At 60.5% G+C, this 25,493-nt stretch carries 23 protein-coding genes and 1 pseudogene; 13 read left to right on the forward strand and 11 right to left on the reverse strand.

Annotated features, from left to right (window positions below):
- Positions 1–49 precede the first annotated feature (49 nt).
- Together oadA and AC5O5R_RS26880 are read right to left on the reverse strand one after the other, a co-directional pair.
- Positions 50–1,858 (reverse strand): sodium-extruding oxaloacetate decarboxylase subunit alpha, encoded by a 1,809-nt coding sequence (gene oadA / locus AC5O5R_RS26875; RefSeq protein WP_172225986.1) that lies wholly within the window; start codon positions 1,856–1,858, stop codon positions 50–52.
- An 11-nt stretch (positions 1,859–1,869) separates the two neighbouring features.
- On the reverse strand, positions 1,870–3,285 hold the full coding sequence (locus AC5O5R_RS26880; RefSeq protein ID WP_172225984.1) for an acetyl-CoA carboxylase biotin carboxylase subunit: 1,416 nt from the start codon (positions 3,283–3,285) through the stop codon (positions 1,870–1,872).
- Between the two features lie 189 nt (positions 3,286–3,474).
- On the opposite strand from AC5O5R_RS26880, the gene AC5O5R_RS26885 reads away from it, so the two are divergent.
- Positions 3,475–4,437, forward strand: a complete 963-nt coding sequence (locus tag AC5O5R_RS26885; protein ID WP_172225981.1) for a LysR family transcriptional regulator — start codon at positions 3,475–3,477, stop codon at positions 4,435–4,437.
- Here AC5O5R_RS26885 and AC5O5R_RS26890 read toward each other — a convergent pair.
- Together AC5O5R_RS26890 and hexR are read right to left on the reverse strand one after the other, a co-directional pair.
- Positions 4,379–4,597 (reverse strand): PA3496 family putative envelope integrity protein, encoded by a 219-nt coding sequence (locus AC5O5R_RS26890; RefSeq protein WP_172225978.1) that lies wholly within the window; start codon positions 4,595–4,597, stop codon positions 4,379–4,381. The genes AC5O5R_RS26885 and AC5O5R_RS26890 overlap by 59 nt on opposite strands.
- 108 nt (positions 4,598–4,705) lie before the next feature.
- Positions 4,706–5,572: a transcriptional regulator HexR gene (gene hexR, locus AC5O5R_RS26895; RefSeq protein WP_494511864.1), complete on the reverse strand. Its 867-nt coding sequence runs from the start codon at positions 5,570–5,572 to the stop codon at positions 4,706–4,708.
- Between the two features lie 103 nt (positions 5,573–5,675).
- On the opposite strand from hexR, the gene zwf reads away from it, so the two are divergent.
- The 5 genes from zwf (at position 5,676) to AC5O5R_RS26920 (ending at position 11,394) form a co-directional block, all read left to right on the forward strand.
- Complete coding sequence (zwf, locus tag AC5O5R_RS26900; RefSeq protein WP_172287849.1) at positions 5,676–7,118, forward strand: glucose-6-phosphate dehydrogenase; 1,443 nt, start codon at positions 5,676–5,678, stop codon at positions 7,116–7,118.
- Between the two features lie 87 nt (positions 7,119–7,205).
- Complete coding sequence (locus AC5O5R_RS26905; protein WP_172224855.1) at positions 7,206–7,523, forward strand: hypothetical protein; 318 nt, start codon at positions 7,206–7,208, stop codon at positions 7,521–7,523.
- Between the two features lie 197 nt (positions 7,524–7,720).
- Positions 7,721–9,907 (forward strand): DNA helicase II, encoded by a 2,187-nt coding sequence (uvrD, locus tag AC5O5R_RS26910; protein WP_172224853.1) that lies wholly within the window; start codon positions 7,721–7,723, stop codon positions 9,905–9,907.
- Between the two features lie 110 nt (positions 9,908–10,017).
- Positions 10,018–10,872 carry a Tim44 domain-containing protein gene (locus AC5O5R_RS26915; RefSeq protein ID WP_172224851.1) on the forward strand — a complete coding sequence of 285 codons (855 nt, stop codon included), beginning with the start codon at positions 10,018–10,020 and terminating at the stop codon, positions 10,870–10,872.
- Between the two features lie 114 nt (positions 10,873–10,986).
- A complete protein-coding gene (locus AC5O5R_RS26920) occupies positions 10,987–11,394 on the forward strand; it encodes an SMI1/KNR4 family protein (protein ID WP_172224841.1) in 408 nt (135 codons plus the stop codon).
- An 86-nt stretch (positions 11,395–11,480) separates the two neighbouring features.
- Here the strand turns inward: AC5O5R_RS26920 and AC5O5R_RS26925 are convergent, their stop codons facing one another.
- Positions 11,481–13,241, reverse strand: a complete 1,761-nt coding sequence (locus tag AC5O5R_RS26925; RefSeq protein WP_172224839.1) for a cation:proton antiporter — start codon at positions 13,239–13,241, stop codon at positions 11,481–11,483.
- A 340-nt stretch (positions 13,242–13,581) separates the two neighbouring features.
- On the opposite strand from AC5O5R_RS26925, the gene AC5O5R_RS26930 reads away from it, so the two are divergent.
- Positions 13,582–14,067 (forward strand): acyl-CoA thioesterase, encoded by a 486-nt coding sequence (locus tag AC5O5R_RS26930; protein WP_218583495.1) that lies wholly within the window; start codon positions 13,582–13,584, stop codon positions 14,065–14,067.
- On the opposite strand, the gene pdxY is transcribed toward AC5O5R_RS26930, so the two are convergent.
- Positions 14,064–14,936 (reverse strand): pyridoxal kinase PdxY, encoded by an 873-nt coding sequence (pdxY, locus tag AC5O5R_RS26935; protein WP_494511867.1) that lies wholly within the window; start codon positions 14,934–14,936, stop codon positions 14,064–14,066. The genes AC5O5R_RS26930 and pdxY overlap by 4 nt on opposite strands.
- 119 nt (positions 14,937–15,055) lie before the next feature.
- On the opposite strand from pdxY, the gene AC5O5R_RS26940 reads away from it, so the two are divergent.
- A complete protein-coding gene (locus AC5O5R_RS26940) occupies positions 15,056–15,448 on the forward strand; it encodes a DUF3301 domain-containing protein (RefSeq protein WP_494514873.1) in 393 nt (130 codons plus the stop codon).
- Here the strand turns inward: AC5O5R_RS26940 and AC5O5R_RS26945 are convergent, their stop codons facing one another.
- Genes AC5O5R_RS26945 through zigA form a run of 3 tightly spaced genes read right to left on the reverse strand, consistent with a single transcriptional unit; the run spans position 15,449 to position 18,290 of the window.
- Positions 15,449–16,420: a CobW family GTP-binding protein gene (locus AC5O5R_RS26945; RefSeq protein ID WP_494514874.1), complete on the reverse strand. Its 972-nt coding sequence runs from the start codon at positions 16,418–16,420 to the stop codon at positions 15,449–15,451. It lies immediately after the preceding gene.
- Positions 16,421–16,458: 38 nt separating this feature from the next.
- Positions 16,459–17,085, reverse strand: a complete 627-nt coding sequence (locus tag AC5O5R_RS26950; protein WP_494511869.1) for a DUF1826 domain-containing protein — start codon at positions 17,083–17,085, stop codon at positions 16,459–16,461.
- On the reverse strand, positions 17,082–18,290 hold the full coding sequence (gene zigA / locus AC5O5R_RS26955; RefSeq protein WP_172287761.1) for a zinc metallochaperone GTPase ZigA: 1,209 nt from the start codon (positions 18,288–18,290) through the stop codon (positions 17,082–17,084). The genes AC5O5R_RS26950 and zigA overlap by 4 nt, the downstream gene beginning before the upstream one ends.
- Before the next feature lie 115 nt (positions 18,291–18,405).
- Between zigA and AC5O5R_RS26960 the strand changes: the two are divergent.
- Together AC5O5R_RS26960 and folE2 are read left to right on the forward strand one after the other, a co-directional pair.
- Positions 18,406–18,785, forward strand: a pseudogene (locus tag AC5O5R_RS26960) (glutamine synthetase).
- Positions 18,786–18,810: 25 nt separating this feature from the next.
- On the forward strand, positions 18,811–19,716 hold the full coding sequence (gene folE2 / locus AC5O5R_RS26965; protein ID WP_494514875.1) for a GTP cyclohydrolase FolE2: 906 nt from the start codon (positions 18,811–18,813) through the stop codon (positions 19,714–19,716).
- Here folE2 and AC5O5R_RS26970 read toward each other — a convergent pair.
- On the reverse strand, positions 19,700–20,227 hold the full coding sequence (locus AC5O5R_RS26970) for a DUF3617 domain-containing protein (RefSeq protein ID WP_172224815.1): 528 nt from the start codon (positions 20,225–20,227) through the stop codon (positions 19,700–19,702). The genes folE2 and AC5O5R_RS26970 overlap by 17 nt on opposite strands.
- A 133-nt stretch (positions 20,228–20,360) precedes the next feature.
- Between AC5O5R_RS26970 and cls the strand changes: the two genes are divergently transcribed.
- On the forward strand, positions 20,361–21,800 hold the full coding sequence (gene cls, locus AC5O5R_RS26975; protein WP_172224812.1) for a cardiolipin synthase: 1,440 nt from the start codon (positions 20,361–20,363) through the stop codon (positions 21,798–21,800).
- 78 nt (positions 21,801–21,878) lie between these two features.
- Here the strand turns inward: cls and cfaB are convergent, their stop codons facing one another.
- On the reverse strand, positions 21,879–23,063 hold the full coding sequence (gene cfaB, locus AC5O5R_RS26980; RefSeq protein ID WP_494511871.1) for a C17 cyclopropane fatty acid synthase CfaB: 1,185 nt from the start codon (positions 23,061–23,063) through the stop codon (positions 21,879–21,881).
- 206 nt (positions 23,064–23,269) lie between these two features.
- On the opposite strand from cfaB, the gene lpdA reads away from it, so the two are divergent.
- A complete protein-coding gene (gene lpdA, locus AC5O5R_RS26985) occupies positions 23,270–24,670 on the forward strand; it encodes a dihydrolipoyl dehydrogenase (protein WP_494514876.1) in 1,401 nt (466 codons plus the stop codon).
- Between the two features lie 360 nt (positions 24,671–25,030).
- Positions 25,031–25,489 (forward strand): anti-virulence regulator CigR family protein, encoded by a 459-nt coding sequence (locus AC5O5R_RS26990; RefSeq protein WP_172286583.1) that lies wholly within the window; start codon positions 25,031–25,033, stop codon positions 25,487–25,489.
- Positions 25,490–25,493 lie beyond the last annotated feature (4 nt).

A 25,493-nucleotide genomic window follows, 5' to 3' on the forward strand; every position in this document is an offset into this window, starting at 1 on the left:
GGGAGCATTCGCTCCCCAGAGGTAAACCGCTTGTAGATGAAGGCTTCTGTCAGCCCTCGATCTCGATCAGGATCTCACCCGGCGTCACACGGTCGCCCTTGGCCACGTGGATGGCCACAACCTTGCCGGCAATGGCTGCCTGCACTTCGGTCTCCATCTTCATGGCTTCGGTAATCAGCACGGCCTGGCCGGCCTTGACCGAGTCGCCTTCCTTGACCAGGACATCGACGATGTTGCCTGGCATGTTGGTGGTCACATGGCCCGGGGCGCTGGCCTGCTTGCGCTTGCTGCCGCCGCCGCCGACGAATTCGTTGAGTGGCTCGAACACCACTTCCTCCGGCATGCCGTCGATCGACAGGTAGAAGTGACGCTTGCCTTCGGCCTTCACGCCCACACCGGTGATGTCGACGCGATAGGTTTCGCCGTGCACGTCGATGACGAATTCGGTCGGCACGCCTTCACCGCCCGGGGCAGCCACCGCGCCAGCTTCCGGAATCGGCAGCAGGGCTTCCGGGGTGAGGGTGCCGGCTTCGCGTTCTTCGAGGAACTTGCGGCCAATGTCAGGGAACATGGCGTAGGTCAGCACATCCTCTTCACAACGGGCCAAGGCGCCGATATCGCCGCGCAACTTGGTCATTTCCGGCTTCAGCAGGTCGGCCGGGCGCACATCGATCACTTCTTCGCTGCCGATCGCCTGACGACGCAGCTGTTCACTGACCACGCCAGGAGCCTTGCCGTAACCGCCTTGCAGGTACAGCTTCACCTCGTTGGTGATGGTCTTGTAGCGCTCGCCCGCCAGCACGTTGAAGAACGCCTGGGTACCGACGATCTGCGAAGTGGGGGTAACCAGCGGCGGGAAGCCGAGGTCTTCGCGAACGCGCGGGATCTCAGCCAGCACTTCGTTCATGCGGTTGAGGGCGCCCTGCTCCTTGAGCTGGTTGGCCAGGTTGGAAATCATCCCGCCCGGCACCTGGTTGACCTGCACACGGGTGTCGACAGTGGTGAATTCACTTTCGAACTGGTGGTACTTCTTGCGCACGGCATAGAAGTACAAGCCGATTTCCTGCAGCAGCTCCAGGTCCAGGCCGGTGTCGAACTCGCTGCCCTTGAGCGCGGCAACCATCGACTCGGTACCCGGGTGGCTGGTGCCCCAGGCGAAGCTGGAGATAGCGGTGTCGATGTGGTCGGCACCGTTTTCCACCGCTTTCAGCTGGCACATGGCAGCCAGGCCGGCGGTGTCGTGGGAGTGGATGAACACCGGCAACGATTGCTCGGCTTTCAGCGCCTTGACCAGTTCACCAGTGGCAAATGGTGTCAGCAGGCCGGCCATGTCCTTGATCGCGACCGAATCGCAACCCATGGCTTCCATCTGCTTGGCCTGGTTCACGAAGGCGTCGATTGTGTGCACGGGGCTGGTGGTGTAGGCGATGGTGCCCTGGGCGTGCTTGCCGGCAGCCTTGACGGCCTCGATGGCTACCCGCAGGTTACGCACGTCGTTCATGGCGTCGAAGATACGGAACACATCGATGCCGTTGACCGCAGCCTTGGCAACGAAGGCTTTGACCACGTCGTCGCTGTAGTGGCGGTAGCCCAGCAGGTTCTGGCCGCGCAGCAGCATTTGCAGGCGGGTGTTGGGCAGCGCCGCGCGCAGTTTGCGCAGGCGCTCCCATGGGTCTTCCTTGAGGAAGCGCACGCAGGCATCGAAGGTGGCGCCGCCCCAGACTTCCAGCGACCAGTAGCCGACCTTGTCGAGCTTTTCGCAGATCGGGAGCATGTCTTCGGTACGCATGCGGGTAGCCAGCAGGGACTGGTGGGCGTCGCGCAGGATCGTGTCGGTTACGTGAATTTTCTTGGACATTATGGGGTTCCTCACAGGCCTGCGTGGGCGGCGATGGCGGCGGCGATGGCCAGGGCCAGCTCTTCGGGTTTGCGCTTGATCGAGTAGTTGGTCAGTTCAGGGTGGCTTTCAACGAAGCTGGTGTTGAACTGGCCGCTACGGAATTCCGGATTGCGCAAGATTTCCTGGTAGTACGCGGCGGTGGTCTTCACCCCTTGCACGCGCATGTCGTCCAGGGCCCGCAGGCCGCGGTCCATGGCTTCTTCCCAGGTCAGCGCCCACACCACCAGCTTCAGGCACATGGAGTCGTAGAACGGCGGAATGGTGTAGCCGGTGTAGATCGCCGTATCGGTGCGCACGCCCGGGCCGCCGGGGGCGTAGTAACGGGTGATCTTGCCGAAGCTGGGCAGGAAGTTGTTTTTCGGGTCTTCGGCGTTGATGCGGAACTGCAGCGCATAGCCGCGGTGCTGGATGTCTTCCTGCTTCACCGACAGCGGCAGGCCCGAGGCAATGCGGATCTGCTCGCGGACGATGTCGATACCGGTGATTTCCTCGGTGATGGTGTGCTCCACCTGCACCCGGGTGTTCATTTCCATGAAGTACACCTCGCCATCGGCGAGCAGGAACTCCACGGTACCGGCGTTCTCGTAGTTGACCGCCTTGGCCGCACGCACCGCCAGGTCGCCGATGTAGGCGCGCTGCTCGGGGGTAAGCTGTGGGCTCGGAGCGATTTCGACGAGCTTCTGGTTACGGCGCTGGATCGAGCAGTCGCGCTCGAACAGGTGCACCACATTGCCGAAGCTGTCACCGAGGATCTGCGCCTCGATGTGTTTGGGGTTGACGATGCACTTTTCCAGGAACACTTCGGCCGAGCCAAAGGCCTTGGTGGCTTCGGATATCACCCGCGGGAAGTTCTGTTCCAGTTCTTCGCGGCTGTTGCAACGACGAATACCGCGGCCGCCACCCCCGGAGGTAGCTTTCAGCATCACCGGATAACCGATGCGCTCGCCTTCGCTGAGGGCTTCGTGGATGTCGGCAACGTTGCCTTCGGTACCTGGTGTAACCGGCACACCGGCGGCGATCATGGTGCGGCGTGCTTCGGTCTTGTCGCCCATGCGACGAATGACGTCGGCGGCCGGGCCGATGAACTTGATCCCGCGCTCGGCGCAAATCTCTGCCAGTTCAGCGTTTTCCGACAGGAAACCATAGCCAGGGTGCAGGGCATCACAGCCGGTTTCCACAGCCAGGTTCACCAGCTTGCGCGGGTTCAGGTAACCGGCCAGCGGTTCTTCACCAATGCTATGAGCTTCGTCGGCGCGCTTGACGTGCAGGGCGTGCCGGTCGGCGTCGGAATAGATCGCTACCGAGCGAATGCCCATCTCGGCGCAGGCACGCACGATCCGAACTGCAATTTCACCTCGGTTGGCGATCAGGATTTTTTTTATCACTGGAGTCTTCCCAAAGCCGTAGGAACAGTCGAGCCGGTTCTACCGGTCGGCGCGTGACCAAGCATTGCTGGCCAGTCGCGTATTCACCCTAGCGCTGTAGGTCGATAAACAAAAATCAATATTTGTTAGGGGCTGTATTAGCAAAAGCTTATAGTTCGGTAACAGGGTGTTGCCAATGAGCTGAAAAAAATGCGTAAGTCCTTGATGCGTATGACATTGCGTCAATTGCAGATCTTCAACGAGGTGTGCGATTTGCGCTCATACAGCCGCGCGGCGGAGGAAATGGCGCTGACACAACCCGCCGTCAGCCTGCAGATCCGCCAGCTTGAAGAGCTGATCGGCCAGCCGCTGTTCGAGTACATCGGTAAAAAGCTTTATCTGACGGAAGCGGCCGAGGCCCTGCAGCGCGCCAGCCGCGACATCTTCGGGCGCCTGGAGAGCCTGGACATGCAACTGTCGGACATGCAGGGCTCACTGCAAGGGCAGCTGAAGCTGGCGATCGAGTCCAGTGCCAAGTACTTCGTGCCACACCTGTTCGCCGCCTTCAAGCAACGTCACCCGGAGGTCAACCTGACCTTGACGGTGGTCAACCGCGCCCAGGCCATCCGCCGCCTGTCCGACAACCGCGACGACCTGATCATCATGTCCATGGTGCCGCAGGACATGGGTCTGGAATTTTTGCCGTTTCTGAATAACCCGATCATTGCCGTGGCCCCGCCCGAGCACCCGCTCTGCAAGCTGGAGCAGCTGCGCCTGCAGGACCTGGAGCCTCATACCCTGCTGGTCCGCGAGCAAGGCTCGGGCACACGCAAAGCCTGCGAAGAGTACTTCAAGGACAAGCGCGTGCACTTCACCCAGACTCTGGAAGTGGCCTCGGCCGATGCCCAGCGCGAGTGCGTGATCGCAGGCCTTGGTATCGCCCTGCTGACCCGCCATGCGGTCAACCTGGAACTGGCCACCGGGGCGCTGAAGGAGCTGCCGGTGGAAGAACTGCCGCTGTACCGCAGCTGGTGCGTGGTACAGGCCAAGGCCAAACGGCAGTCACCGGTGGCCTTGGCTTTCCTGGCATTCATCCGCGGCGAACGTGCATTGATCAGTGCGCTTGTTGAGCGTTTTTCGGGGAAGTTGCTGCCGACGCCTGCCACACAGTGAGCTCTTGCAGCTCAGGGTAGTCCACCAGGTCGCGCAGCAGTTGACGTTGGTCGCAATAGCTCTCGATCGCCCGGCGGTATTCCATGCGGCGCTGATCCTTTTCCTGCTGCTTGCGAGCCTTGGCGTTGGGTTGGTACGTACCGTCGAAGTCACGAGCCATTGCCTGTCTCCCAGATAGGGTGCGGAGGCTTCAGACTGGCAATGGAGGTTGACGTTTTGGCTGTGAAATGGTGACAAAACAGTGAAATCTGCCTTGCCGGGCCATTGATCAGTCGTCGGTAGCCTTGATCGACTTGGGCGACAAACGCAGGCTGCGCAAGCTGCGCTTCACGCTCTTCAGGTGGTTGACCAGGCTCGGCCCGCGCGCCATGGCCACGCCCATGGCCAGCACGTCGATTACCACAAGGTGGGCGATACGCGAGGTCAGCGGGGTATAGATTTCGGTGTCCTCGTGCACGTCGATTGCCAGATTGACGGTCGACAGCTCGGCTAGAGGCGTCTGGCTGGGGCAGAGGGTGATCAGGTTGGCGCCACTCTCACGTACCAGGTTGGCAGTGATCAACAGGTCCTTGGACCGCCCCGACTGGGAAATGCACACCGCTACATCGCCCGGTTTCAGGGTAACCGCCGACATCGCCTGCATGTGCGGGTCGGAGTACGCTGCCGCGCTGAGCAGCAAGCGGAAGAACTTGTGCTGGGCGTCGGCCGCCACCGCACCCGATGCGCCAAAACCATAGAATTCCACACGCTGTGCCTGGGCCATGGCACTCACCGCCAACTGCAGCGCCTGCGGGTCGAGGTGCTCGCGCACCTCCATCAGGGTGTGCAGGGTGGTGTCGAAAATCTTCAGGCTGTAGTCGGCGACCGAGTCGTCTTCATGGATGGCGAACTGGCCGAAACTGGCCCCGGCGGCCAGGCTTTGCGCCAGCTTCAGCTTGAGGTCCTGGAAGCCCGAGCAACCGATAGCCCGGCAGAAACGCACGATGGTCGGCTCGCTGATACCCACGTTGTGCGCCAGGTCGGCCATCGAGCTGTGCATGACGGCAGCCGGGTCCAGCAGCACGTGGTCGGCCACTTTCAGTTCCGATTTGCGCAGCAGGTGGCGCGATTGGGCGATATGTTGCAACAGATTCACGGGCTGGACTCGGTTATGATCGGCTGGCCGGGTTGTAGCTTTCTTGTAGTTATACTACATGGACGCCAACCCGCCCAGTTAAACGAACGTGGAGAGTGGCGGTTTGACTATTCCTTGCGACATTCTGGTCTTCGGCGGCACCGGCGATCTGGCCCTGCACAAACTGCTCCCGGCGCTCTACCACCTGTTTCGCGAGGCCCGTCTTGACCCTGCCGTACGCATCATCGCGCTGGCTCGGCGCAACCTGCCACGCAACGACTACCTGAAGCTGGCCGAGCGCCACTGCCGGGCGCAGATCGCCCGCAGTAACTTTGAAGAAGACGTCTGGCAACGGTTTTCCGCACGGCTCGACTATTTCCCCATGGATGCTTCGCAAAGTGCCGACTTCGGGCGCCTGGCACGCTACCTGGGCGAGCCCGGCGGGCTTACGCGCATCTTCTACCTTGCCACCGCCCCGAACTTGTTCGTCCCTATTGCCAACCACCTGCGTAACGCCGGCCTGGCCGATGCCGAGGCGCGCATCGTGCTGGAAAAGCCGATCGGCCACTCGCTTGAATCTGCCACTGCCATCAACGAAGCAATTGGCGCAGTATTCGAAGAAAATCAGGTGTTCCGCATCGATCATTACCTGGGCAAGGAGACCGTACAGAACCTGATGGCGCTGCGCTTTGCCAACGCCTTGCTGGAGCCGGTGTGGCGCAACAACCAGGTCGATCATGTGCAGATCAGCGTCTGCGAAACGCTCGGTGTAGAGAACCGCGGCGGCTACTACGACCGCGCCGGGGCGATCCGCGACATGCTGCAGAACCACCTGCTGCAGCTGCTGTGCCTGGTGGCCATGGAGCCACCCTCACAGTTCGAGGCCGAAGCGGTACGCGATGAAAAAGTAAAGATATTGCGGGCGCTCAAGCCGATCACTGGCCAGGACGTGCAGGACAAGACCGTGCGCGGCCAGTACGGCGCCGGGCGCATCGGTGGCCAGGAAGTGCCGGCGTATTACTTCGAAAAGGATGTCGACAACGACAGCGACACCGAAACCTTCGTCGCCGTCGAAGCGCACATCGACAACTGGCGCTGGGCGGGTGTGCCTTTCTACTTGCGCACCGGCAAGCGTATGGCGCGACGCTCGTCGCAAATCGTCATCCAGTTCAAGCCTGTGCCCCATGAACTGTTCAGCGGGGCACAGGTCAACCAGCTGCTGATCCAGCTGCAACCGGACGAACGCATCAGCCTGCGCATGATGACCAAAAGCCCAGGCAAGGGCATGCGCCTGGAGCCGGTGGACCTGGACCTGAACCTGGCCCAGGTCTTCAGCCAGACCCGTCGCTGGGAAGCCTACGAACGCCTGCTGCTGGATGTGCTGGATGGGGATTCGACACTGTTCATGCGTCGCGATGAAGTGGAGGCCGCCTGGGCCTGGGTCGATCCCATTATCAAGGGCTGGGAAGAACATTTCCAACCTCCACGTAACTATGGCGCGGGAAACAACGGACCTGAACAGGCCAGCGCGCTGCTCGCCCATCAAGGCAGACACTGGTACAGCTGAACCCTTTCTGACTGCATGGCCCTGGGTTACGCGCGCAATCATGTGCTCACGCGATATTCCGTCGCGCTAACCTGGAGAATGAGCAACATGTCTATCGAAACGAATGGTTGGGTAGCACAGCAGGACAGGATGCCGGGAAATGCAAATTTCCGTGTCTATGGCAATGTCATGGTCGGCCACCCCGGCATCAGTCCGCGACTGAGCATACGCAAGTTGCAGGACAAGTCTCACGCGCTGGCACTTGAGCTGACGCAGGAGACCGAGGGAGGTATCTACCCTCAGGTAGTTACCGAAAAGCCGGTGAGCTTCCGGATGCCGGGGGATCACAGCGCTATTCCGAAAGTGGACATCTTCCATGACGACAAGCTGATTGCCAGCATCACCGAGATCATGATCACAGACTGATCAGCTTTCCGCTAAAACAGCTTGGCCGACAATGTCCTGACTGCAATATTGTCAAAACCATTACAGCTCAGGACATCTGACCAGAAGTTCGGCCCCGTCCCACGCTCGTGGCACCCTGGCGATGAATGGTGCGAACCAGGTGAATATTCATACAGTAGGCGTTTGCCCGTTCCTGCGCGGCACCCTAGAATGGCCCGATGCGCACAGACGACCTCTCCTTCCTGCTGAATTCCCTCAACGATGCCCAACGTCAGGCCGTAGCGGCCACGCTCGGGCGTCAACTGGTGCTTGCCGGCGCCGGTTCCGGTAAAACCCGCGTGCTGGTGCACCGCATCGCCTGGCTTATCCAGGTGGAGCAGGCATCGCCGCACTCGATCCTGTCGGTGACGTTCACCAACAAGGCTGCGGCAGAAATGCGCCAGCGGATCGAGCAGCTGCTGGGGATCAACCCGGCGGGCATGTGGGTCGGGACCTTCCACGGCCTTGCCCATCGCCTGCTGCGGGCTCATTGGCAAGAAGCGCGACTGGTACAGAACTTCCAGATCCTCGACAGCGACGACCAGCAGCGCCTGATCAAACGGGTAATGCGCGAGTTGGGCCTGGACGAGCAGAAATGGCCGGCACGCCAGGCCCAGTGGTTTATCAACGGGCAGAAGGACGAGGGCCTGCGCCCGCAACATATCCAGGCCGGGGGCGACCTGTTCCTGTCCACCATGCGCGACGTGTATACCGCCTACGAGCAGGCCTGCGAGCGCGCCGGGGTCATCGACTTTTCCGAGCTGCTGCTGCGCGCCCTGGACCTGTGGCGCGACCACCCGGGCCTGCTGGAGCATTACCAGCGGCGCTTCCGCCACGTGCTGGTGGACGAGTTCCAGGACACCAACGCGGTGCAATACGCCTGGCTGCGCCTGCTGGCGCGCGGTGGCGACAGCCTGATGGCGGTGGGCGACGACGACCAGTCGATCTACGGCTGGCGCGGCGCCAAGATCGAGAACATCCACCAGTACACCGCCGATTTCCCGGACGCCGAAATGATTCGCCTGGAGCAGAACTACCGCTCCACCGGTGGCATCCTCAAGGCGGCCAACGCCCTGATCGCGAACAACAGCGGGCGCCTGGGCAAGGAGCTGTGGACCGACATGGGCGAAGGCGAACCGCTGACCCTGTACGCGGCCTACAACGAGCACGACGAAGCGCGCTACGTGGTGGAAACCATCGAAAGCCTGGTCAAGCAAGGCAATGCGCGTAACGAAATCGCCATCCTGTACCGTTCCAACGCCCAGTCGCGGGTACTGGAAGAAGCCCTGCTGCGCGAACGGATCCCGTACCGCATCTATGGTGGCCAGCGCTTCTTCGAACGCGCCGAGATCAAGAACGCCATGGCGTACCTGCGGCTGATCGAAGGCCGAGGCAACGATGCCGCCCTGGAGCGGGTGATAAACGTACCGCCGCGCGGTATTGGCGAAAAAACCGTCGAAGCCATTCGCGAGCACGCCCGCCACAGCCAGCTGTCGATGTGGCAGGCGATGTGCCAGCTGATCGCCGGCAAAGCCCTGAAAGGCCGCGCAGCCAGTGCCCTGGGGGCGTTCATCGAGTTGATCGAAGGGTTGGCAGCCAAGGTCGTGGACATGCCGCTGCATACCATGACCCAGACCACCATCGAGCAGTCAGGGCTGATCACTTATCACCAGGAAGAAAAGGGTGAAAAGGGCCAGGCACGGGTAGAAAACCTTGAGGAACTGGTGAGCGCGGCGCGCAACTTCGAATCCACCGACGAAGACGCCGAGCTCTCGCCACTGTCGGCCTTCCTCGGCCATGCCTCGCTCGAAGCCGGCGATACCCAGGCCGACGAACATGAAGACAGCATCCAGCTGATGACCTTGCACAGCGCCAAGGGCCTGGAGTTCCCGTATGTGTTCCTGGTGGGCATGGAAGAAGGCCTGTTCCCGCACAAGATGAGCCTGGAAGAACCCGGCCGCCTGGAAGAGGAACGCCGCCTGGCCTACGTGGGCATCACCCGCGCCATGCGCCAGCTGGTCATGACCTACGCTGAAACTCGTCGCCTGTATGGCAGCGAAACCTACAACAAGGTGTCGCGTTTCGTACGCGAAATTCCGCCGGGGCTGGTGCAGGAAGTGCGCCTGTCCAATAGCGTCAGCCGTCCGTTCGGCGGGGTGAAGACCGCCACCAACAGTAACCTGTTTGCCAATGCGAGCATCCCGCAGACCGCATTCAGCCTTGGCCAGCGTGTGCAGCATGCGGTGTTTGGCGAAGGTGTGATCCTGAACTTCGAGGGGTCCGGCGCCCAGGCGCGGGTCCAGGTGAATTTTGCCGAAGGCAGCAAATGGCTGATGTTGGGGTATGCCAAGCTCGAGGCCTTGTAACACTTGGGCAAAGCTTAGGCAAAAGCTCGAAACATTATGTCGCTGGTCATGTGCACGGGAACCTGTGCAACATGACGCGCGTGCAATCCACAACAGGGGATATCCCATTTATGCAACGTTTTCTTAGCATCGCACTGGCGCTCTGCGTCGGCCTGACGCTGAGCCTGGACGCCAACGCCAAGCGCTTCGGCGGTGGCAAGAGCTCGGGCTCCGCGCCTATCCACCAGACCCGCCAGGCTACGCCAACCACGCCTGCCGCCGCACCGACCGCACCTGGCCGTGCACCGGCTGCTGCCAGCGGTGCTTCGCGCTGGCTGGGCCCATTGGCCGGTCTCGCCGCCGGTGGCCTGCTGGCGTCCATGTTCATGGGCGACGGTTTCGAAGGCTTCCAGATCATGGACTTCCTGATCGTGGCGCTCATCGCCTTCCTGGTGTTCCGCTTCATCGCCGCGCGCCGTCGCCAGCAGCAGCCGCAAATGGCCGCGCCAGGCCATGCGCCGATGCAGCGTGAGGCTCACGGCCAGCCTGCCCAGCCGTCGATCTTCGGTGGTTCGGCCGCACCTGCTGCCGCAGCTGCTCCGGTGATCAACGCCCCGGCCTGGTTCAACGAGCAGAGCTTCCTGGCCGCCGCTCGCAACCACTTCCAGTCGCTGCAGCAGCACTGGGATGCCAACGAAATGGACAAGATCGCCGAGTTCGTCACCCCGCAAATGCTCGAGTTCCTCAAGCGCGAGCGCGCTGAGCTGGGTGATGGCTTCCAGGCCACCTACATCGACAACCTCGAAGTGCAACTGGACGGTCTCGACGACCGCGCCGACCGCACCGACGCCACCCTCACCTTCCGTGGCCTGTCGAAAAACTCGCGCTTCGACCAGGGCGAAGTGTTCAGCGAAAGCTGGCACATGGTTCGCGCCCAAGGCGAGAACCAGCCTTGGCTGGTTGCCGGTATCCGTCAGAACGGCTAACCGCTGCGTGCTGCACAAAAAACCCCGGGCCTTGCCCGGGGTTTTTGCTTTTGCCAAAGTGGGCTACTAGGGTATAACGCGCAGCGTTGTCATCTAGGTCAGAGGAAGTGAACCGTGGAAGAAGTGATCGAACAACTCCGTGAAGCCAATGAGCCGGTGCCGGTGCCCCTGGAGCTTCCCGACGAGGACCAGCTGGTAGAGATTGAAGAACAGCTGTTCATCAACATTCCGTTCGTGTTCAAAGAATTTCTGCTGACCGTCAGCGATGTGGTCTACGGCTCCCTGGAGCCGGTCACCGTCACTGATCCGCAGTCGCACACCTACCTGCCAGAGGTGGCCTCCAACGCCTGGGATGCCGGGGTGCCGCGTGATCTTATTCCACTGTGCCAGGACGGCGACAACTACTACTGCGTCGAAGAAGACGGCACCGTGGTGTTGTGGGATGCCGAAGAGGAAATCGCCGGCGAGGAGAGCTGGGAATCGGTGTGGCACTGGGCGCGGGATGTCTGGCTGGAAAGCTGATTAGCACCTGTGAATTGATGCAGCCGGTGCCGGCCCTGTGTGTGGGGGGTTTACCCACCAACAGGGCCGCACTGGAGCTTTCACCCTCAGTGGGTATTCTCGCGGCTGTTCTCCAACGTCTCCAGCAAGGCAATCTGCATGCGCGTATGCACGCGGATAAACCAGCGCCATAGCAACGCCACCACCACCGCAGCAACCACGGCAATCACCAGCAGCAGCTCATTGGTCGGCAGAATGCTCGCCGACAACGCAGACAGCAGCAGGAAGATTACCAGCAGCGACAGCAGCGGGATCACCTCGGCAATTACCCGACGCACGCGCTGGGTATGTCGCCCGGCCATTTCCGGCTTTACGCCCATCTCTGCCAGCAACATCGAAAGCGCCTTGAGCTTGCGGTAGGCGGCAATCAGAAATGGCAACGACAGCAACAGTGCAGCGCCCCATATCACGGCTTTCTGCTGGCTGGCATCGCTGACCCATTCACTGAGCCAGTTGCCGATACGCCCTGCAAAGTAACCACCGCTGAAGAAAATGGCGATGACCAGCGCCAGGTTCACCCCCACTTGCAACAGGATGCGCCGGATCATCGCCGCCAGCATCGCGCTCTCGCCCTGCGGCTGGATGTTGCGCAGCCACTCGCCATACAACGACAGCACCCGTGCCAGGCGGCCGGGTACCACCCTACCGAGCTTCTGCGACAACGGGTCGGCTGCCCGGATCAGGTAGGGCGTCAACAACGTGGTGATGGCCGATACGGCGACGGCCACCGGGTAGAGGAAGTCGCTGGTCACCTGCAAGGTCATGCCCAGCGCGGCGATGATGAAGGAGAACTCGCCGATTTGCGAAAGCCCCATGCCCACGCGCAACGACGTGCGCCCGTCATTGCCGGCGATGAACGCCCCCATGCCACAGGACAGCATCTTGCCCAGTACCACGGCCAGGGTGATGACCACGATCGGCCAGGCGTAATCGACCAGCACCTGGGGGTCGATCATCAGACCGATCGCCACGAAAAATATCGCGCTGAACAGGTCGCGCACAGGTTCGATAAGGCGCTCGATTTTCAGCAACTGGCGCGATTCGGCCATGATGGCGCCGATCAGGAACGCCCCCAGGACCATGCTGTATTCCAGCTTGACCACCAGCAGGCAGAAGCCAAAGCACAGGCCCAGCACGGTAATCAGCAGCATCTCGTTGCTTTCGAACTTGGCCACGTAGGCCAGCAGCCGCGGTATCAGCAGGATGCCGATGACCAGCGCAACGATCATGAACAGCGACAGCTTGCCGACGGTGGAGAACACCTCGCCGGAGCTGACCGTGCCGCTGACGGCAATGCCCGACAACAGGGCGATGATGCCGATACCAAGAATGTCCTCGACGATCAGCACGCCAAAGATCAGTTGGGCAAAGCGCTCGTTCTTCATCTTCAGGTCATTGAGCGCCTTGACGATGATGGTGGTCGAGGAAATGGCCAGGATGGCGCCGAGGAACAGCGAGTCCATGGTGTTCCAGCCGAACCAGCGGCCGATCTCGAAGCCGATCCAGATCATCAGCACGATTTCCAGGAAAGCCGCGATAAACGCCGTTGCACCCACCTTGAACAGCTTGCGCAGGCTGAACTCCAGCCCGAGGCAGAACATCAGGAAGATAACCCCCAGTTCAGCAAGGATCTTGATGGTGTCCTCGTCGTGAATCAGGCCAAACGGAGGGGTATGCGGGCCGATGATGAAGCCGGCGACGATGTAACCCAGCACCACGGGCTGCTTGAGACGGTGAAAGAGGATGGTCACCACGCCCGCGACCAGCATGATGACTGCCAGGTCCTGGATAAAGCTGATGGCATGCATGGCGTGATACTCCTTTTCTCGTCTTTGTCTGGATGCCTGGGCAGACCGCTCCTCTGCCAAGGCAACCCCGAGCGAGCAGCAAGTACACACGGTATTGAATGCGGGAAAGCCCATGTTGCATGGGCGTACTCAGGTTAACATCGCACCCCGCCGCAAAAAGCTGGTGCAATATGCAGAAACAGATCGGCCGTTAAAGCGCCTCCGATGGCATCATCAGCGTGACGACACGCCGCCTGCCAACGTCCCGTATCAGGAAGGCAAATTCAAAGAGGGGAAAGAAATGTCTGCAGAGTACAACCCCCACAAGCCCGATTCAGCGCAACCCGACCGTGAGCACACTATGGAACCTGGAAACGCCCAGCTGAGCATGACCGTCCTGATGACCCCGGACATGGCCAACTTTTCTGGCAACGTACATGGCGGCACCCTGCTCAAGTACCTCGACGAAGTGGCTTATGCGTGCGCCAGCCGCTATGCCGGCAGCTATGTGGTTACGCTGTCGGTCGACCAGGTGATCTTCCGCGAACCCGTGCATGTGGGCGAACTGGTGACCTTCCTGGCGTCGGTCAACTACACCGGCAACACATCGATGGAAGTCGGCATCAAAGTGGTGACCGAAAACATCCGCGAGCGCTCGGTGCGCCATTCCAATAGCTGCTTCTTCACCATGGTCGCGGTTGATGACAACCGTCGCCCGGTGCCGGTACCCCCGCGCCAGCCGCACAGCAGCGAGGAGAAGCGCCGGTTCCTGCAAGGCCAGCAGCGTCGGCAGATTCGCCAGGAGCTGGAAAAACGCTACCAGGACTTGAAAACCGACGGTATCTAAAGCGCCAGCGGTTGCGCCTCGAAGCGCACCCGTGGGTGCGCGATGCGGTCCTGGGCCCGCACCAGCTGCAATTCGTAGCTGGCGCAGGCCTGGGTTTCCAGCAGCACCTCGTGCACGGCCGCGGCGGTGAATTCAAACGCCTGCACCCAGCTATCGCCAAGCAGCACACGGGCCAGGAACAGGCCTGAGGTCAGGTCCCCCACCCCAACCGGCTGCCGCGGGAAGGCCAGCAGCGGACGGCGCAGATGCCAGCTGTGCTCGGCCGTTACCAGCAGCATCTCGAAGTGGTCTGCGGCACGCCCTGGGTAAGCCAGGTGCTTCACCAGCACAACCTGCGGCCCGCGCTGCAGCAGGCCGCGAGCCATGCTCACGCAATCTTCCAGCGATTGCGCACGGCGCCCACAGAAGCTGTCCAGCTCCAGCTGATTGGGGCACAGGATGTCCGCCCTCGCGACGGCCTCATCAAGCAGGAACTCGCTGACCTCCGGCGGCACGATGCAGCCCTTCTCAGGGTGCCCCATGACCGGGTCGCACATGTACAACGCCTTCGGGTTCACCGCCTTTATCCGTTCGAGGCCGGCCAGAATCGCCCGTCCTTGCTCGGCACTGCCCAGGTAGCCGGACAGTACCGCATCGCAGTGGCCCAGCTCGCCGATGTTGCAAATGCCTTGCACCAACGCAGGAATTTGCGCCGGGGCAAGCACTTCGCCCGCCCACTGGCCATACTGAGTGTGGTTGGAGAACTGCACGGTATTGAGCGGCCAGACATTGACCCCGATACGCTGCATGGGGAACACCGCGGCACTGTTGCCGGCGTGGCCGAACACCACATGGGACTGAATGGCGAGCAGGTGCGGGGTACGTTTCATGCGGAGATTTCCAAAACTGTTTCAAGAATTGTGCGCAACGCAGTATGAACTCGATTGCCACCTGTACGACAGGCCAGGGACGCAGTTAAGCTGGATCTACCTGTTTGGAGCATACGCAAATGTTGACCCTGGAGAACCTCTTCGTCCTGCTGCTGGTCGCGTCGGCAGGCGCCTGGTTATGGCACAACCACGGGTTGCGCGAAAAAGCCCTGGAGCGGGTCAAACAGCATTGCGCCAAGCTTGACCTCGAACTGCTCGACGATGCCGTCGCCCTCAAGCGCATCGGCTTAGTGCGTGATGCCAATGGCCGCAAGCGCCTGGCGCGTATCTACGCCTTCGAGTTCACCGTCACCGGCGAGCAACGCCACCCCGGTACCGTGACCCAGTTTGGCGCCCATAGCGTGCATATCGAACTGGCACCCTACCCGTTCGAAATCAAGACTCCACCGCGCACCGACAATGTCATCGAGATGCAGCAGTGGCGCCAGGAACACAACCGCTGGCGCAATTGATCAGCTGACGAGGCAATCGCTCAACCCCTTTTGTAATGCGGGTTGCGATTGCGGCTGAGCAAAAATCAGCTCGATACGAGTGTCCTTGCGCCAGTCACTGGGTTGCCATGCTGGCATATCCCCCGCCAAGCCATTGAACGACTGCCAACCGTCCACGCTGTGGATAACTCCTTTGGCGCGCATCCACGGCCAATTGCCCAGGAACGCCTGCAGCCGCTGTGGATAAAACTGCTGAGCCGGATGCCAGCGCCAACCAATACTCCATCCACCCTCTCCCTGCTGGGCAAGACAGATCGGCTGACTGGGATCAGTCCATAGCACCGCGGGCACTATTCCAAGATTGTCGACAATCCCATTATTCACAGAAGGGGTGTCGACAATCTTTGCAGAGCCCCCTGGAAGGGCCGAAAATGGGAGACGCCCCTGCACTACCCAATGAACGCTCTTGGTATGAAAATTATTAGTTATCAACAGCTTAGATCTTTCATCCACAAGCTCAGACTTGTTGAAAACTATACTTTCAGCCGCAGCAATAGCCTCCAGCTGCGGTTGCGGAATCGGTTCACTTCGAACGATGGACCGGGCATCCAAAACCACTAACAACGGCTGAATTGTCAGCACTCCGAGCCATGGAGCTTTATTCAGCTGAGCGAGTAATTGCACTGGATGACCCAGGCCTGAGGGCTCGATAAACAGCCGATCAGGGCGGGATTTGCGCAAGAGCCGGCCAAGGCCCACCTGGAACGGCATACCGTTGACGCAGCACAGGCAGCCCCCCGCGACCTCGCTCAGGGTGATGCCGTCCTCGTCACGGCTGAGCAGAGCTGCATCCAGGCCTATCTGGCCGAACTCATTGATCAATACCGCCCAACGCTCATTGGCCGGACGCTGGGCCAGCAGTTGACGGATAAGGGTGGTTTTGCCAGCCCCAAGGGGGCCGGCGATTACATGGGTGGGAATGTTCTGCAGCATGGGGTGGCTTCAAGGGAGTGATGCTTCACTATGCGCCGTCAGGCAAGCCAGTCAAGGCTGAGCAGCAGCCGCCCCTGCTGGCCCGGGGGTGAACGGTGCACCAGCCCCGAGCCCTCGTTGCCCTGCCATTTCTCGCCCTTGACCACGGCCACGTCGCCAGCATCCAGCTGCTGGATGTTATCCACAGGCACATCTTCTGTGTGTAACTTCCCACGCGGGGTCGCATGCTCAGGCAACCATTCGCTGCCCGGGCCCAGGTAAGTGGTGAGCAACCGCAACGGCACGTTATCCACATGGAAACGGGGGCACATCGGGCCGGCCAGCAGCCGAAGGCGCAAGCCGACCCGCTGCGCGCCCACCAGGCAGGTGTATGCCGCGACCAGCCAGGTCACATCGGCAACAAAAGCTTCATAGCCGTGCAGGTCCGCCGCTTCACGCAACAAATCGGGCATTACCGGCACGCGCTGCTCGTCTACATCGATTACGCGTTGGTCATCCAATGGATGACCAAGGCTGACCAACAATGCGGCAAAGTCCTCCAATTGCGGCGGCAGGCGCCGGCGCCACACCGCCAGGTTGATGCCATCCTGGAGCACTTCGGTGAGCACCTGTGGGGTATCACCGAACACCTGAAAGATATCCACAGGCTGCTTGTGCGGTTTCATGCTGCCGCCTCTTCGTGCCATGGGCCGAATGGATCGGGCAGACGCAGCCAAGCCATATGGCCCAAACGCATTTCTTCATCCGTCAACAAGCAGGCATCAAGGGCTGTGGATAATTTCTGGAAGTCGATATTTTGCCCAATGAACACAAGCTCCTGGCGGCAGTCACCGGTCTCGGCGACCCAGTGTTTCAAGATCGACGCAGTGTTATCCACATCCTGGGGCCACTGTTCGCGCGGCACGAATCGCCACCAACGGCCGGCCAGACCGTGGCGCATCATGCCTCCTGCCTGTGACCAGCTGCCGGCTTCCTGATACTTGCTGGCCAGCCAGAAAAACCCCTTGGAACGCAGTAGCCGGCCATTGCTCCAAGGCTTGTGGATAAAATCAAAAAAGCGTTGTGGATGAAGCGGTCGGCGGGCCTGCCAAGCTGTTGCTGCGATGCCGTACTCTTCACTTTCCGGCACATGCTCACCGCGCAATTCTTGCAGCCAGCCGGGCGCTTGCGCAGCCTGGTCGAAATCGAACAGACCGGTATCCAGGATCCGCGCCAGCGGCACCTGGCCCAGTACCATGGGTATGATCTGTGCCCGGGAATTCAGGCTGCGCAAAATTGCGACCAGCTCATCGCGGTCATGCTGGCTGATCAGATCAATTTTGCTCAACAGCAGCACATCGGCGAACTCCACCTGCTCGATCAACAGGTCACTGATCGACCGCTCATCTTCTTCGCCCAATGTTTCGCCATGGCTGGCCAGGCTTTCCGCCGCCTGGTAGTCGCGCATGAAATTGAGCCCATCGACCACGGTGACCATGGTGTCCAGCCGCGCCATGTCGGACAGGCTCCGACCCTGATCGTCACGAAAGGTGAAGGTCTCAGCCACGGGCAGTGGCTCCGAGATACCTGTGGACTCGATCAGCAGATAATCGAAACGCCCTTCTTCGGCCAGCTTCGCTACTTCTTCGAGCAAGTCCTCACGCAACGTGCAGCAGATACAGCCATTGCTCATCTCCACCAGTTTCTCTTCTGCACGATTGAGGCTGACATTGCGTTGCACCTCGCTTGCGTCGATGTTGATTTCGCTCATGTCGTTAACGATCACAGCCACCCTAAGGTTGTCGCGATTACGCAGTACGTGGTTGAGCAGAGTGCTCTTGCCGGCCCCAAGAAAGCCGGACAGAACAGTGACGGGGAGACGGTTGGGCATGGCGGAACCTCTTCAGGCGGGCGCATTCGAAATGATGCATTGCACAATGTTATAAAGTAACAATACAATTTCGCCAAGCCATTCGCGACGGACGAGTGCTCACAGGGGATGACAAATGAATGTGTCGCGCGCCGTGGTGCTGCTGCTGTTCAGCATGCCCACTTCGCTTTTAGCCATGCCACAGGGCAGCGCGTTGGCGCTGTGTACACGCAGCGCCACGCTGCTGGCCTGCCAGGATGGCAAGGGCAACTACTACAGCGTGCGCACCGAAGGCACCACGTTCTACCTGCGTGGCTACGACGTAAACAGCCGGCGCCTTTGGGCCCAAACCAACAACCGCTTCGGCATGTTCACCTTTTTCACCGGCGTTGCCACCGATGGCGAGGCATGGATGGGTTACAGCCGTCGCGTGGGCTGGACCACCCTCACCGTGTATCCAGTTCCACTGGGCAACGCTACAACCTGCATTGCAGTTTGATTGGCGGCTGCCGCTAATGCCTCTCTTCGTTTGGAAAGCCCGATGACCCAGCTCAAGCTCCCCGACATCGCTGCACAACATCAAGAACACGCCCTGCCATTGCACTGGGTGGGTATGTGCGGCATAGCGCTGCCAGTGCAATTCGATGGGCGCAGCACGGCGGCCAAAGCCGATGCTGGCGTAAACCTGATAGACGGCAGCTCACGTGGGATCCACATGTCGCGGCTGTACCTGGCTCTTGAGTCATTGGCGAATCAGCCACTGACGCCCCTCGCAATCCGCCAACTTCTGGCTGACTTCATGAGCAGCCATGAGGGCCTGTCTTCTGCCGCGTATCTACGCCTCAGCTTCGAGCATCTGTTGAAAAGGCCTGCATTGGTCAGCCCGCTTGCAGGCTGGAAAAGTTACGACGTAACCGTCGATGCGATGATCCAAAATGAAATGTTCCACGTGGAACTATTGGTTTCTGTTCCTTATTCATCGACCTGCCCGTGCTCGGCGGCGCTTGCGCGACAGCTGATTCAGCAACAGTTCCAAGCCAGTTTCAGCCAGCAGCAGATCAACAAAGCTTCGGTACTGGAGTGGCTAGGCAGCGCCCAAGGCATCCTGGCTACCCCCCATAGCCAGCGAAGTACTGCGAAAATTCAGGTGCGATTGCGGAGTAATCAGACAGTGCTGCCAATCACCGAATTGATTGATTGCGTGGAGGCGAGCCTGGGAACCGCGGTCCAAACTGCGGTGAAACGCGCTGACGAGCAAGCGTTCGCCTTGGCCAACGGCCAGAACCTGATGTTTTGTGAAGATGCCGCACGCCGCCTGCACAATGCGGTAAAGCAACTGGAATGGAGCACCGCTTTCAGGTTGCGTGTGGAACATGCAGAAAGCCTGCATGCCCACGACGCTGTCGCCACAAGTCAGTGGCAGTGGGATGTCAGCTGCGAGGCTTGACCGTACCGCAGTCGCTGCCCAGCCATACCGCACGGGTGTTCATGCTACCTTGCTGCTGCACACCCGACGCGTTGAACGTGCCATTGACCTGGGTAGTGAATTCTCGATCGCTGAGGAAGGTGGCCTGGCCGCTGCCCTGAGCCTTGGGGCAGCTGAACTCGAACTTCCAGACATTACCGGTACGGTCAGTGATTTTTTGCGTGCAACCTGACTTGGGGTCCTGCAGCGGAATATCGTTGGTTGCCACCTGCTCTGGGGTAAGGCACGAACGCACCCCGTTACCCCCGACGGTAACCCCCTGTTTTGCCAACACCCCCTCCATCATCGCACGCTGCTCCGGCGGCAAATTTTTTAACTGGCCGAGCATGAACCCCATGTCGGGTAACGGTTTGCCATCGACCTGCATGTTGCTGGTGGTCAGCTCCCACAAACCTGGCTGCAGCATCTGTGCATGCACAAGCGTGCTGCTCATGCCCAGGGCCAACGCCAACAGTGGCAGACGAATCTTCATGGACGAACGCTCCTGGAAAAAACCGGCGAAGTGCGCCGGGCTGAGGCTTAGACGCTAAATCCACCTGCGGGTTGCAAGGTGGCGGGGGAACGTGTTCTGTTACCTCAAGTGTACTCGGCCAAGCAGGATGCATATGGATTACCACAGCCCTTACTTCCTCGGTTACCTACTCGGCCTGATCCATCTGCTGGGTATGGTCGCCGCGCTGCACGCGCTGTTCACCGTGCGCACTGCCCAAGGCGCGATTGCCTGGGCCATGCCTTTGTTCTTCATTCCCTACCTTACCCTGATCCCCTACCTGGTCTTCGGTGCCCGGTCCTTCTATGCCTACATCAAGGCGCGGCGCCAGGCCAACCAGGAAATGCATGTAGCCATGGCCAACCTCAACTGGCGACCTTGGGTGGAAGAAGCCCTTACTGCCCGTGAGTCTGAGAGCTACGCGGCCCTGCGCGCCATGCCCAAGCTGGGGCGCATGCCGTGCCTGGCGAACAATCAGGTGAAGCTGCTGATCGACGGCAAGGCCACCTTCGACGCGATCTTTGCGGCGATCGAGAAAGCCCGCGAGGTGGTGATGGTGCAGTTCTTCATCATCCACGACGACACCCTCGGCAAGGCACTTCAGCAACTGCTGTTACGCAAAGCGGCCGAAGGGGTGCAGGTGTTCGTGCTCTACGACCGGGTGGGCAGCCATGCCTTGCCGGCAAGCTACAGCCAGGTATTGCGAGAAGGTGGCGTGCAGATCCATGCCTTCGCCACCCGTCGCGGCTGGTTCAATCGCTTCCAGGTGAACTTCCGCAACCATCGCAAGATCGTGGTGGTGGACGGCGTGCTGGGTTTCCTCGGCGGGCACAATGTGGGTGACGAATACCTGGGCGAACACCCACAGCTTTCGCCTTGGCGTGATACCCATGTACAGATCAGCGGGCCGGTCCTGGCTTGCCTGCAGGAGTCGTTCGCCGAAGACTGGTACTGGGCCGCGCGCCAGCTTCCACCGCTGATACTGCCCGATGCCTACCCGGACAATGGCGTGCTGTGCCAGGTGCTGGCCAGCGGCCCAGCCGACCCACAGGAAACCTGCGCGCTATTTTTCCTCGAAGCAATCCATTCCGCGACTCGAAGGGTATGGATAACCAGCCCCTACTTCATCCCGGACGAGGCTGTATTCGCCGCCCTGCGCCTGGCGGTTCTGCGTGGAGTAGATGTACGGGTGCTGATTCCGTCGCGGCCAGATCACCGCATCGTCTACGCCGCCTCCAGCCTGTTCGCCTTCGAAGCAGTGCGTGCAGGTGTGCGCATGTTCCGCTACCAGCCGGGGTTCCTGCACCAGAAAGTGGTGCTGGTGGATGATGATGTCAGCGCAATCGGCAGTGCCAACCTGGACAACCGTTCGTTCCGCCTGAACTTCGAGATCACCCTGCTGACAGTCGACCGCGGGTTCGCTGACCAGGTCGAGCACATGCTAGTCAATGACTTCGAACAGGCCAGGGAAATTACTGCGGAGGACAGCCTCGACACTCATCGGCTGCAGCAATTGGGGATGCGCATTGCCCGGTTGATTTCGCCGATTCTGTGACGGGCAAATCCACCCCGGGGTAGGCGCTGCAAGAGCGGGTTCACCCACTCCTGCAGGGGAGCCAGCTCGCTTCATGATTCAGCGATAGAGGTCCTCGCGGGTCCAAGGCAGGTCATGGTGTCCATCTGCGTATGGCTTCACGGCCAGGATCTGGTGGAGGTTGATCCAGCCCTTCTGGAACGCATAGGCACACCCAGCCAGGTACAGGCGCCAGATACGCAAGGTATGATCGGGCACCAGTTTCGCCGCCCTGTGCAGCTGGTTCTCCAGGTTCTCGCTCCAGTGGTGCAGGGTCTTTGCGTAGTGCAGACGCAGGCTTTCCACGTCCACGACCTCCAGCCCCGCTTCACAGATACTGGCGCTGATCATCGAAAGGTGAGGCAACTCGCCGTGGGGAAACACGTAGCGGTCGATGAACTCTCCTGCACCACGGCCGACAGGTCGGCCGTCGACATGCTTGGCGGTGATACCGTGGTTCATCACCAGCCCCCCTGCCCTCACCGCCCCGAACAGTTTCTGGCAGTACAGCGCCAGGTTGGCATGCCCGACATGTTCGAACATGCCGACACTGACCACCTTGTCGAAGCGCCCGTCCTGCGGCAGGTCGCGGTAGTCGAGAATCTGCAGGTCAACCTTGTCGCTCAGGCCCTCGGCCTTGACGCGCTGGCGACCGAGCTTCAGTTGCTCCTTGCTCAAGGTGATACCAAACACTTTGGCGCCATACTCCCTGGCGGCAAAACGCGACAGCCCGCCCCAGCCACAACCCACGTCGAGCAGGTAATCACCTGCGTCCAGGCGCAGTTTCCGACACAGGTGGTCAAACTTGTCCTGTTGCGCCTGATCGAGGGTATTGTCGGGCTCGCGGAAGTAGGCACACGAATACGCCATGTCCTGGTCCAGCCACAACTGGTAGAACGCATTGGAAACGTCATAGTGATAGGAGATGGCTTCGGCGTCTGTGCTCTTGTCGTGAGACACCCGCTGCGGCAGCGCTTCGGCTTCATCTGTCAGCAACGCTTCGCTCAGCTCATCGCACACGCGGATGGCCTCACCGATATCGCCTTCAAGGTCCAGTTTGCCTTCGACGAATGCCGCGCCCAGCTGGTCGAGGCTGGGGTGCGTCAACTGGCTGATCAGCTGAGGCTCTCTGACCAGAATCGTCACCTGCGGGCTGGGCCCTAGATCAAAGTGGTTACCGTCCCACAGTTTCAGGCGAAGCGGCAGATGCAAGCGCTGCAGTGCCGGTGGAAGTTGCCCAAGCATAACGACCCTCCTATCCGCAATTGGCCACGACGCCTGATATTTCGAACGTCGCCGGATCAGAGTAGTTCATTCGTGGGATGTTTCCTCTAAACCAGACCATGGTCTAGAACCAACTGATCTTATACGCGCAGCAGATTGTATACAATTTCAGCGTCTCAGCTTAACCTTATGCCCCTCTCGCGCTTCTACATCCTGGAGTTGAACCCATGAAATCCTATGACGTGGTGATCATCGGCGGTGGCCCTGGCGGCTACAACGCAGCCATCCGCGCTGGCCAGCTGGGCCTGAGCGTAGCCTGCGTGGAAGGCCGCTCGACGCTGGGCGGCACCTGCTTGAACGTGGGCTGCATGCCGTCCAAGGCACTGTTGCATGCTTCCGAGCTGTACGAGGCCGCCAGCGGTGACGAGTTCGCGCACCTCGGTATCGAAGTAAAGCCCAACCTCAACCTCGCCCAGATGATGAAGCAGAAGGACGAGAGCGTGACTGGCCTGACCAAGGGCATCGAGTACCTTTTTCGCAAGAACAAGGTCGACTGGATCAAGGGCTGGGGCCGCCTGGACGGCGTCGGCAAGGTCGTGGTGAAGGCAGACGACGGTAGCGAAAACGTGCTGCAGGCCAAAGACATCGTTATTGCCACCGGCTCCGAGCCCACCCCGCTGCCCGGGGTGACCATCGACAACCAGCGCATCATCGACTCGACCGGTGCGTTGTCCCTGCCACAAGTGCCCAAGCACCTGATCGTCATCGGTGCGGGTGTGATCGGCCTTGAGCTGGGTTCCGTGTGGCGTCGTCTGGGTAGCCAGGTCACGGTCATCGAGTACCTCGACCGCATTTGCCCGGGCACCGACGCAGAAACCGCAAAAACCCTGCAGAAGGCATTGGCCAAGCAAGGCATGGTGTTCAAGCTGGGCAGCAAGGTAACCCAGGCCAGCACCAGCGCCGAGGGCGTAAGCCTGACCCTGGAACCGGCCGCGGGCGGCAGCGCAGAAACACTGCAGGCCGACTACGTGCTGGTGGCGATCGGCCGTCGCCCCTACACCCAGGGCCTCAACCTTGAAAGCGTGGGCCTGGCAACCGACAAGCGCGGCATGCTCGACAACCAGCACCACCGCACTGCAGTGCCGGGTGTCTGGGTGATCGGCGACGTCACTTCCGGCCCGATGCTCGCGCACAAGGCGGAAGACGAAGCAGTGGCCTGCATCGAACGCATTGCCGGCAAGCCTCACGAGGTCAACTACAACCTCATCCCCGGCGTGATCTACACCCGCCCCGAGCTGGCAACCGTGGGCAAGACCGAAGAACAGCTCAAGGCCGAAGGGCGTGCCTACAAGGTGGGCAAGTTCCCGTTCACTGCCAACAGCCGGGCCAAGATCAACCACGAGACCGAAGGCTTCGCCAAGGTCCTGGCCGATGCCGAAACCGATGAAGTGCTGGGTGTGCACCTGGTGGGCCCAAGTGTCAGCGAGATGATTGGTGAGTTCTGCGTAGCCATGGAGTTCTCGGCTTCAGCGGAAGACATCGCCCTTACCTGCCACCCCCACCCTACTCGCTCCGAGGCGTTGCGCCAGGCAGCGATGAATGTGCACGGAATGGCGATGCAGATCTGATTCGGATCTGTCATGCGTTGGGTTCCAGCCCTTGACACGACACAAGGCCGCGCCTGCACGCAAATCACTTTCGCTTGCAGGCACGGCCTTGTGTGGGCACGGAGGCAATGGATTTAAAGAATTAAAACCGTCGCAACTCGCCTCCGGACTCCCTGGCCTTGAGCCTCCTTTGGATAAACCGCAAAACTGTCGCAACCTCCCCCAAAAAACCATTTACGCCCATGCTCTTGAGAATTGACTGTCGCCCCCAGAAACGACGCGCTTGCATGCCCAACCAGCGCTGAGGCCTTCGGCGTTTGCACTGGACATTGAGCAATCGTCTAGATTGGACAATGTACCCCCACACGAAGGAACGCTCCCATGTTCATTTTCCGCTCAATCACCGTCGGCGTTACCTGTCTCGCCCTGATCTGTGGCTCTCTGCCTGCAATGGCTGATCCCGGTAATGGCAATGGCAAGGGCCAGGGAAATGCCAAAGGGAACCAGTCGCATAACCAGGATCATGGCGGCAAAGGCAAAAAGTCAGGTGAGGGTGATTGGCACGGTGGCCCGAGTATCAATCATGCGAGCGTCCTGGGGATTGTCGATGGTTACCGGGATTACTGGAGCCCGGGGCCTGCGTTGCCGCCAGGGATTCAGAAGAACCTCGCTCGCGGCAAGCCGCTTCCGCCTGGTATCGCCAAGAAGCTCGATGGTCGACTGGTGGGCAGGTTGCCACACTATGACGGGTACGAGTGGCAGCAAGTTGGGACGGATTTGATCCTAGTGGCGCTGGCGACCGGGCTTATTTATGAAGTGCTGAATGGTGCGTTTGATTAGCTGT

It is taken from the genome of Pseudomonas sp. 8_5_2 (genome assembly GCF_059295255.1).